This is a genomic window from Actinomadura sp. KC216, assembly GCF_004348535.1.
In the GTDB taxonomy this organism is placed as follows: Bacteria; Actinomycetota; Actinomycetes; order Streptosporangiales; family Streptosporangiaceae; genus Spirillospora.
The window spans coordinates 1-9,276 of sequence record NZ_SMJX01000318.1; the positions used below are offsets into that span (position 1 = coordinate 1).

At 73.6% G+C, this 9,276-nt stretch carries 8 protein-coding genes; 4 read left to right on the forward strand and 4 right to left on the reverse strand.

All coding sequences use genetic code 11. The features are described 5' to 3' along the window. Positions 1–319 precede the first annotated feature (319 nt). The 4 genes from E1264_RS34995 to E1264_RS35010 form a co-directional block, all read right to left on the reverse strand. Entirely contained in the window at positions 320–823 is a 504-nt protein-coding gene (locus E1264_RS34995; protein ID WP_132180533.1) for a DUF4234 domain-containing protein, read from the reverse strand. Between the two features lie 158 nt (positions 824–981). Beyond that, positions 982–2,496 (reverse strand): metallophosphoesterase, encoded by a 1,515-nt coding sequence (locus tag E1264_RS35000; RefSeq protein WP_207936629.1) that lies wholly within the window; start codon positions 2,494–2,496, stop codon positions 982–984. A gap of 335 nt (positions 2,497–2,831) precedes the next feature. Next, entirely contained in the window at positions 2,832–3,722 is an 891-nt protein-coding gene (locus tag E1264_RS35005; protein WP_132180535.1) for a diacylglycerol kinase family protein, read from the reverse strand. Between the two features lie 4 nt (positions 3,723–3,726). Next, complete coding sequence (locus E1264_RS35010) at positions 3,727–5,313, reverse strand: FAD-binding oxidoreductase (protein WP_132180545.1); 1,587 nt, start codon at positions 5,311–5,313, stop codon at positions 3,727–3,729. A gap of 60 nt (positions 5,314–5,373) precedes the next feature. Between E1264_RS35010 and E1264_RS35015 the strand changes: the two genes are divergently transcribed. The 4 genes from E1264_RS35015 (at position 5,374) to E1264_RS35030 (ending at position 9,004) form a co-directional block, all read left to right on the forward strand. Beyond that, positions 5,374–5,976, forward strand: coding sequence for a TetR/AcrR family transcriptional regulator (locus E1264_RS35015; RefSeq protein ID WP_132180537.1), 603 nt, complete (start codon positions 5,374–5,376; stop codon positions 5,974–5,976). Then, entirely contained in the window at positions 5,973–7,526 is a 1,554-nt protein-coding gene (locus E1264_RS35020; RefSeq protein ID WP_132180539.1) for a glycerol-3-phosphate dehydrogenase/oxidase, read from the forward strand. Before E1264_RS35015 ends, E1264_RS35020 begins: the two co-directional genes overlap by 4 nt. A gap of 84 nt (positions 7,527–7,610) precedes the next feature. After that, entirely contained in the window at positions 7,611–8,525 is a 915-nt protein-coding gene (locus E1264_RS35025; protein ID WP_132180541.1) for a sucrase ferredoxin, read from the forward strand. 182 nt (positions 8,526–8,707) lie between these two features. Further along, entirely contained in the window at positions 8,708–9,004 is a 297-nt protein-coding gene (locus E1264_RS35030; RefSeq protein ID WP_021600082.1) for a WhiB family transcriptional regulator, read from the forward strand. Positions 9,005–9,276 lie beyond the last annotated feature (272 nt).

Here is a 9,276-nt window from a genome sequence, read left to right on the forward strand (position 1 = left end):
CTCCCTACGCTGCGGGGACGCGGCGCGCCGGGCATGCCCGCCCTGTCTATCTGGGGGGCGACCCCCAGACCCCCGGCCGCGCGGCACGGGTCTCCTCGCTCCGGTCGCTGGCGCTCCCTGCGCTGCGGGGACGCGGCGCGCCGGGCATGCCCGCTGCGCTCGCTGGCGCTCGCTCCGCGTGCCTGCCCGTACCGGTGGTTGGGGTTCAAACCGCGGGGAGAACCTGGGGGGACACACAAAACCCCTCCGCGACGGGTGAGGCGCGGAGGGGTTTCTTGTGGGCTTGCGGGGGAGCCAGGGCCGTAGCCCCCGGGGTCGGTCAGGCGACCAGGGAGACCTGCTGGCCGGCGGGGGTCTCGCCGTAGCGGTCGACGACCTTGTTCAGCTGGATCTGGTAGTAGAGGACACCGAAGCCGAGGATGCCGAGCAGGAAGCCGAGGCCGCCGCTGCAGCTGGGCTGGAGGCCGGCGGCGCGCTGGGCCTGGGCGATGCGGCCACCGAGCTTCACCCACATGACCAGCGGCCAGATGCCGAGGGTGATGAAGCCGAAGATCATCGACAGCAGCGCGTTGGTGGCCGCGTTGTCGATGCGGCGGTCGTACTCGTGCAGCTCGTTGTGGACCTTGAAGAACCAGACGAGGCCGTAGATGCCGAGCGTGATCATCGGCAGGCCGAGCCAGGCGGCGGCCGGGTTGCGGCGCTTCATGTTGAGGCCCGTGCCGCGCGCGACGGCGCCCTGCTGCTGTTGCTGGGCGGGCGCGTAGCCGCCCTGGTAGGCCTGCTGCTTGTGTGCCTGGCCCTGGCCCTGCTGGGGGTAGCTCATTGAGTTTCGCTCCTGAAGGACGCGGTCGTTCTCCGGCCGACCGTCCGTTACCGTTCACCCGTTCGGTGAGCCAAGACTGTAACGGCATCCGCGCGCACGGCGCGCGAAGATCGCCGACTTTCCTGGCATTACCGGCGAATTCTCCTGAGAACGGCAGGTCACCGCAAGTCGATCGTCACCTCGTCCTCGCACGGAGGTGCCGTCTCGTGGTCGCCGCAGCCGGTCGCCGCGTGGCAGCGGATCCGCAGCTGCGACTCGGTCACGTCCAGGCGCAGGAAGCTCTTGAAGAACGGCGGGTCGTCCCAGTCGGCCAGCTCCGAGCGGAACCGCTGCGTCACCTTGCGGACGGGGAAGCGCAGGAACCGGGACCGGTGCCGTCCGTCGCGCGGGACGCCGAGGAGCGCGGCGACGAAGCGGGCGCGGCGGGTCGGCGCGGGCTTGCCGTAGCCGCGGCCCGCGGTGATCCCCAGCCGGTGCTCGACGGCGGCCGTCGCCTCCTCCGGGGTGAGCTCGAAGAGCCTGCGCAGGTGCAGCCACCGGCCGTACAGCCTGCTGTAGCGGGAGAGGGAGTCGCCGCGCAGCGGGTAGCAGCGGAAGTCGTCCTCGTCCACGACGTGGGTCTTCGGGATGATGTGGGTGGCGTGCATGAACGCGCCGCCGGCGCCGGACACGATGTACTCGATCGTCCGCCCGTCGGGGGTCTTCACCGGGTAGCGCTGGTAGTTGTGGATGTCGCCGCCGATGGCCGCGACGTAGTTGTGCGCCGGGTCGCGGACGATCTCGTCGATCGTCCCGCCGCCCTCGATCCTTCCCGGACGGTGATCATCGTCCACATAGAGGGGCTTTCCGGTCACGAGGAGCTTGGGTTTCGGACCCGCGGAGACCTCGCGGAGCCAGCGGCCCTGGCCGCGGTCGACGACGCCCGTGATCCCGGTGTCGACGGCGATGACGCGCAGCGACGGCGTGTCGATCGCCCAGTACGGCCCCGGCTGGACGGCCTGCTGGCCGGGCGCGCCCCGGTACCGGCGGCGGGCCTCCGCGATCGCGTCCCGGTCGACGGCCCCGGGGTTCCGCCAGAGCGTGCGCGGGAGGAACGAGAGCGCGCCGCGCCAGGGCGGCGGCGTGCAGTCGGCGTCCAGGTCGCAGAAGACGTGCAGGAAGCCGCGCAGGCCGTCGTACCAGTCGTGGTTGCCGGGCACGGCGTAGATCGGGGCCGGGTAGTCCTTGTAGGGGCGGAAGAACTTGTCGGTGTAGGAGGCCGCGTCCCCGGTCGGGTAGATCACGTCGCTGGCGATGATCATGAAGTCGGTGTCGCCGGCGGCGTGCAGCAGCGGCGGCACCACCGCGTACTGCGACTTGTCGCCCTCGCCGGTGTCGCCGAGCAGGACGAACGAGAACTCCGGGTCGGGGCGGTGGATGGTGAACGCGGCGGGCGTCCCGCGCTCGCCCAGGGCGGTGACGCAGCGGCGGCGGATCGCGTTCGACGGGTCGCCGAACCAGCGCGCGAGCACGTCGTTGCGGGACCGCCACAGCACCTTCGGGCGGCGCCAGGAGAAGTCGGCGACGCGCTCGGGAAGCAGGTCGTGGAACGTGCCGGGCTTCGCGCAGGCCCACCCCGCCCCGGCCTCGGAATCGCGTGAGCTTTCGGAACCGGGGGATTCCACGGCGGACACAGGGCGCCTCCGGCAGCGTGTGAGGGATTCCTCACAGCCTGTCCGGAGGCGATTCCGGTCGTCAAGCGACTCACCGGGGCGCGTCGGCCCTTTCTGCGCCTTAGGCGCGGGCCGTAAGCGTGGTGGACACCGGCGCCACCCCCAGAGACGCCGGCGCCACCACGTCGCGGGCGTCCGCGGTCATCATGAGTCCCCCCAGAACGGCGATCAGTCGCCTTCTCATGATGTCTCCGCAGACGACCCCAAGGTCCCTTAGTGGGACGTAACTGACGCTACCCGAGGGTCCGTAATGCAGTCGTAAATCGACCCAAACTTCGGGCCAAGTCCATGGGGCGTCAGGGTGCCAGGACGCGGAGGGCGCCGGGCAGCACCCGGGCCGTGACCGGCAGCTCGCCGGGCAGCTCGCCGTCCGCGCCGTACGGGAGCGTCCGGCCGGGCGGGCCCGCCAGCTCGATCCGCACCTCCTCGCCCCGCATGACCTCGACCTCGGGGCGGCGTACGTGCGTGCCGTCCTCCAGCTCGCGCATGACGGCGAAGAACAGCCGCTTGGGCGCCGTCCGGATGAGGATCACGTCGAGCAGCCCGTCGTCCACGCGGGCGTCGGGCGCGATGTGCTTGCCGAAGCCGTAGTAGCCGGAGTTGGCGGCGACGACGGTGTAGCCCTGCCGCTCGCGCGTCTCGCCGTCCACCGTGATCAGGTAGTCGGCGGCCCGCCACGAGACGATCGCGCGCAGAGCGCCGAAGTAGTAGGCGGCCGAGCCGCGCAGGAGACGGGTCTTGTTGGCGTTGTCGTTGGCGACGGCGTCGACGCCCGCGTAGACGCTGCCGAGGACGGCCGTCCCGTTGGCGTCGATCGCGTCCACGGCGCGCGGCTCGCCCTCCAGCAGCAGTTTGGCCAGCTCCTCCGGGCCGGACGGGACGCCGAGCTGCCGCGCGAAGTCGTTGCCGCGCCCGGCGGGGACGATGCCGAACAGCGCGCCGGTGCCTGCGAGGGCGCCGCCGACGCAGCCCGCCATGCCGTCGCCGCCGACGGCGAGCACGACGCGCCCGCTCTCCGCGGCGGCGCGGGCGACGTCGGCGGCGTGCTCCAGGCCGCGGCTGTACTCGACGGCGACCTCGGCGCCCGCCTCGCGCAGCAGCCGGGCCGGTGCGATCAGCGAGGAGGCGGACGCGGAGCCGCCCGCCGCCGGGTTGACGATGGCGGTGAACGCGCGTGCCTCGGCCATGCGGCTACTCCCCTGCGGTCGGCGGGATCAGGACGCCGGGGTTCATGATCCCGGACGGGTCGACCCGGTCCTTGACGGCGCGGAGCACCGCCGCGCCCAGCGGCCCGACCTCCCGCGCGTACGCGTCGCGATGGTCGGTGCCCACCCCGTGATGATGGCTGATCGTGCCGCCCGCGTCGATGATCGCCTCCCCGGCGGCGCGCTTGGCCGTCGCCCAGGTCCCGATCGGGTCCTCGCCCTGCGCGGACACGACGGTGAAGTACAGCGACGCGCCGGACGGGTAGACGTGCGAGATGTGGCACATCACCAGCGGCGGCGTCCCGGCACCGGTGAGGGCGCCGGTCAGCGCGCCGCGGACGGCGTCGTAGAGGGCGGGGACGTCCGTCCAGAACGCGGCGGTCTCCAGCGTCTCGGCGAACGCGCCCGCGTCCAGCAGCGCGTCGCGCAGGTAGGGGGCGTCGAAGCGGCCGTGCTCCCATTTCTCGCCCGGCCCGGCGCCGAGCGGTTCGCCGCCCGCGGCGCGCAGCACGGCCGCCGCGCCCGCGCGGAGTTCGGCGACGCGCTCTGGCGTCCCCTCGTAGCCGAGCACGGCCAGGCATCCGGCCGACGAACCGGAGCCGATCTCGGACGGGTCGGCCAGGCCGGCCATCGTCTCGGTCTCGTCGGAGAGGCGCAGGACGGTGGGCAGCGGGCCGTCCTGGGCGAGCCTGCGCAGCGCCGCGGCGCCCTCCCCGAAGGACGCGAAACGCCAGCCCTCGTACGCCTTCTCCTCCGGGACGGGCCGGATCCGCACGGTCACCGACGTGATCACCCCGAACGCGCCCTCCGACCCGAGGACGAGCTGTCGGAGATCGGGCCCGGCGGCGGACTTCGGCGCCCGGCCGAGCTCCAGGGTCCCCTCGGGTGTGGCGGCGGTCAGCGCGACGACCATGTCGTCGAACCGCCCGTACCCGGCGGACGCCTGCCCGCTGGACCGCGCCGCCGCGAACCCGCCGATCGACGCCCACTCGTAGGACTGCGGGAAGTGCCCGAGCGTGTAGCCGCGCTCCGCCAGCGCCGCCTCGGCGTCGGGCGCGCGCAGGCCGGGTTGCAGGACGGCCGTCCGCGACACCTCGTCGATCGACACGACGGCGTCCATGCGGCGCAGGTCGAGCGCGATGAACGCGCCTGCCCCGCCGGGCGTGAGGCCGCCGACGACCGAGGTGCCGCCGCCGAACGGGACCACCGCGATGCGCCGCCGCGCGCAGGCCCCCAGCACCGCGAGGACCTCGTCGTGCGTGCCGGGCAGGACGACCGCGTCCGGCGCGCGGGAGGTCTCCCCGGCGCGGATGCGCAGCAGGTCCGTCGTGGACTTGCCGCGCGTGTGCCGGACGCGCGACTCGGTGTCGCCCCGGACGTTGCCGTCGCCGACGATCCGGGCGAGCGCGGTCAGCCCATCGGCCGTCAGCCGGGAATCGGGCACCTCGACGTCCACCAGCGCCACCGGCGGCGCCTCGGCAGGGCGGACGCCGAGAAGATCGCGCAGCAGCCCCGCCACCGCCTCCGGCAGCGGCGCGGCCCGGCCGGGATCGCCCCAGCCGCTCCACAGCATGTCCCGCGTCCGCACCCCGCGCCTCCCCAGGTCATCGACTTTGTGCTTACACTGTGACACATGACGTCGAATCGTCACAACAGACAGGCCGGGCGGACCGCCGACGACGTGGTGCTCGACGCGGCCCGCGCCTGCGTGCTGGCCGTCGGCGTGCGCCGGACGACGCTCACCGACATCGCCCGCCGCGCGGGCGTGTCGCGGATGACGCTGTACCGCCGCTGGCCGGACGTCCGGACGATCGTCGCCGACCTGATGACCCGCGAGTGGGTCGGGCTCTCGCTGCAGCCGCCCGACGACGGCCGTCCCGTCCGGCCCCGGTTCGTGGAGGGCCTGGTCACCGGCGTGCGGACGTTCCGCGACCACCCGCTGTTCCGCAAGATCATCGAGGTGGACCCGGAGCTGCTGCTGCCCTACATCGTGGACCGCTGCGGCGCCAGCCAGCTGGTGTTCCTGGAGCAGTTCGAGGAGACGCTCAGGGCGGGCCACGCCGACGGGACGATCCGCCGCGACCACCCGGCCCGGCAGGCGCGGTCGGTGCTGCTGGTCGTCCAGTCCTACGTGCTGTCCGGGCGGACGGTGATCGACGAGGCCGACGTCGACCTCGACTCGGACGCCTTCGACGCCGACCTGCACCACATCCTGGAAAGGATGCTCGCGCCATGAGAACACCGGAACCGGAGCCGCGGACGTCGCTCAACGCGGCGCGCAGGGAGCGCGAGCTCGCCGAGCTGCCGGGCGAGGTCGTGGACGTGCTGGTCGTCGGCCTCGGCGCGACCGGGGCGGGCGCCGCGCTGGACGCCGCGTCCCGGGGCCTGTCGGTCGCGGCGATCGACGCCCACGACCTGGCGTTCGGCACGTCGCGGTGGAGCTCCAAGCTGATCCACGGCGGGCTGCGCTACCTGGCGGCGGGGCAGGTGGACGTCGCGCACGAGAGCGCGGTCGAGCGCGGCGTGCTGATGCGGCACACCGCGCCGCACCTCGTCCGGGCGCTGCCGTTCGTCACGCCGCTGACCCCGCTGGTGCCGCGCACCCGGGCGGTCGCGACCCTGGCCGCCTACCACGCGGGCGACGCGCTGCGGCTCGCCGCGCGCACCCCGCGCTCGGTGCTGCCCGGCCCGCGCCGCCTGTCGGCGGTCGAGACGCTGCGGCTCGCGCCCGCGCTGCGCCCCTACGGGCTGCGCGGCGGGCTGCTGTCGTGGGACGGCCAGCTCGCCGACGACGCGCGCCTGGTCACCGCCATCGCCAGGACCGCCGCCGGGCACGGCGCCCGCGTGCTCACCCGCTGCCGCGCGGTCGCGCTCGCGGGCGACGGCGCGCAGGTCCGCGACGAGCTGACCGGCCGGGAGTTCACGGTCCGGGCGCGGTCGGTGATCAACGCGACCGGGGTCTGGGCGGGCGGCCTGGTGGACGGGGTGCGGCTGCGCCCGTCGCGCGGCACCCACATCGTGGTGCGGGCGGAGACGCTGCGCGGGCTGACCGCCGGGATGCAGGTCGCCGTCCCGGGCACGTCCAGCCGGTTCCTGCTGGTGATGCCGCAGGGCGACGGCCGCGTGTACGTCGGCCTGACCGACGAGCCCGCCGACGGGCCGGTCCCGGACGTCCCCGAGCCGACGGACGCCGAGATCGGGTTCCTGCTGGACGTGCTGGGCTCGGCGCTGGACGTCCCCGTCCGCCGCGCGGACCTGATCGGCGCGTTCGCCGGGCTCCGCCCCCTGCTGGACGCCGACCACGGCAAGGCCACCACCGACATCTCCCGGCGGCATGCCGTGCTGGCCTCGCGGGACGGCGTCGTCACGATCGTCGGCGGCAAGCTCACCACCTACCGGCGGATGGCGCAGGACGCCGTCGACGCCGCCATGAGGATCCGCGGCCTCGACGCGGGGCCGAGCCGCACCGCCCGGCTCCCCCTGGTCGGCGCCGCCGCGCGCGACCGGCTGGACGCGCTCGACGACCCGCGGCGCCTCGTCCAGCGGTACGGGGTGGAGGCGCCGCTGCTGGGCGCGCTCGCCGCGGACGATCCCGCGCTGCTGGAGCCGGTCGTGCCGGGGCTGCCGGTGCTCGGCGTGGAGCTGGCGTGGGCGGTCCGGCACGAGGGCGCCCTCACCGCCGGCGACATCCTGGACCGCCGCACCCGGATCGGGCTCGTCGCGTCCGACCGGGCCGCCGCGCGCCCCGCCGCGGAGGCGCTGCTGCCCCGCGCCGCCCTGCGCTGATCGTTCAGGTCCCGCACCCCGCTGGTTTCGCGGCGCTGGATTAGGTTAACCTTACCTAATTGAGAGCGGTCTACGGGGGGTACTGTGACGCGCGGCAACGGCTGCGGGCACTGTCCAGGGAGCCACAGCGGCGAGCGGCCGTGCCTGGCCAGCGCCACCGAGAAGGCGGGATCCTGGCTGCTCATCGAGCACCCGGGCCCCTGGCCGGAGCGCGTCGGGGACCTCGCCAGGCCCGCGCCGGTCGCCGAGGCCGTGCGCGCCGCGAAGCGGGCGGGCGTCCGCCCGCAGCTGATCCGCCGGTCCGGGCGCCGCCGCGCCACCCCGCCGCTCCAGGTCTACGCCGCCTACGCGCGCGGAGCCGAGGTCTGGGCCGAGGGACGCGAGCTCGCCGACCCCGCCGAGCTGGCCTCGCTCGACCTGGACGCCCTCGCCGCCGGACGATCCCCCGGCCTCGGCGAGCGCACGGCGGAGCCGATCTTCCTGGTCTGCACGCACGGGCGCCGCAACGCCTGCTGCGCCCGCACCGGAGCGCCCCTCGCCCGGTCGCTCGCCGCCCGCTTCGGCGGCCTGGTCTGGGAGACGACGCACGTCGGCGGCGACCGTTTCGCCGCGAACCTCGTGTGCCTCCCCCACGGGTTCTGCTACGGCAACCTCGGGGAGACCGAGGCGGCGACGGCGGCGGACGCCTACCTGCGGGGCGAGGTCGTCCTCGACCGGCTGCGCGGGCGCGCCGGGACGCCCGAGCCCGAGCAGGCCGCCGAGCACTTCGTCCGCGCGCACGCGGGCCAGCTGGGGCTGGCCGACGTGACAGGCGTCTCTATCCGGGCGGTCGCGGGAACATCCAGGTACGAAGCGGTCGTTCACCTAAGGGACAGCCGCTACCACATCGTCGTGGAGGCCGTCCAGCAGTCCGCCCCATGTGGACCGGACTGCGGCGAGAACCTGAAAACCTACGTTGTTAGGGAACTCACCCTTCTCAACGAGGCGGCCCTCGTGTAATCTTTCTGAGGCCCCATTCGTGGGTCTCCCTGTCGCACGTCCCCAGGTTTCCGGAGTAACCGGACGGGGAACAGAGCGGCAACTCCAGACGTTGGACCATTCGGCGCTTCTGACGCATGTCACCCGAAGCATGTCGAGCGTCCATGTCCTGAATTGTTCAAACCAATCAAGGTGGGTGTTCCATGGCTCAGGTACGTCGGCAGGCAAACCTCCCTCGTCCCAGCTGGGGCTGGCAGGACGCCGCGGCGTGCCGGGGGGAAGACCTCGTCCTCTTCTTCGGTCCCGACGGTGAGCGTCAGCCCGAGCGGGAGATCCGCGAGCGCAAGGCGAAGCAGATCTGCATGGGCTGCCCCGTCCGCACGGAGTGCCTGGACTACGCGGTTTCCAGGCCCGAGAAGTACGGCACGTGGGGCGGTCTCAACGAAGACGAGCGCGCGTCCGAGCGCCGTCGCAGGATGCGCCGCGCCAACGCCGCGTAGTCAGCTGACAAGGCCGGTACGCACCGCCAGAACGCTCCCATCGCGAACCCCGGCACGCCACCGAGAAAACGACACGGCCCCGCACCGCGGGGCCGTTTGCGTGTCCGCGTCCCGGTCCACTCGAACCGGGGCGCGGCGGCTTCGTCACATGTGCATCACATCTGCGTCACAACGGCCTCGACTTACCGCGAAACCGCGCTTTTACCGCACGGCCTCCCCCGGTGTGGCCATTTCACAGAAATTCGCCACACCCATTTTCTCCCGCCCCCGGC

Excerpts from the sequence above, each read along its gene's own strand:
- E1264_RS34995 (WP_132180533.1), bottom strand. The coding sequence starts at position 823 with ATGAGCTACCCCCAGCAGGGCCAGGGCCAGGCACACAAGCAGCAGGCC.
- E1264_RS35005 (WP_132180535.1), bottom strand. The coding sequence starts at position 3,722 with ATGGCCGAGGCACGCGCGTTCACCGCCATCGTCAACCCGGCGGCGGGC.
- E1264_RS35010 (WP_132180545.1), bottom strand. The coding sequence starts at position 5,313 with ATGCTGTGGAGCGGCTGGGGCGATCCCGGCCGGGCCGCGCCGCTGCCG.
- E1264_RS35015 (WP_132180537.1), top strand. The coding sequence starts at position 5,374 with ATGACGTCGAATCGTCACAACAGACAGGCCGGGCGGACCGCCGACGAC.
- E1264_RS35020 (WP_132180539.1), top strand. The coding sequence starts at position 5,973 with ATGAGAACACCGGAACCGGAGCCGCGGACGTCGCTCAACGCGGCGCGC.
- E1264_RS35030 (WP_021600082.1), top strand. The coding sequence starts at position 8,708 with ATGGCTCAGGTACGTCGGCAGGCAAACCTCCCTCGTCCCAGCTGGGGC.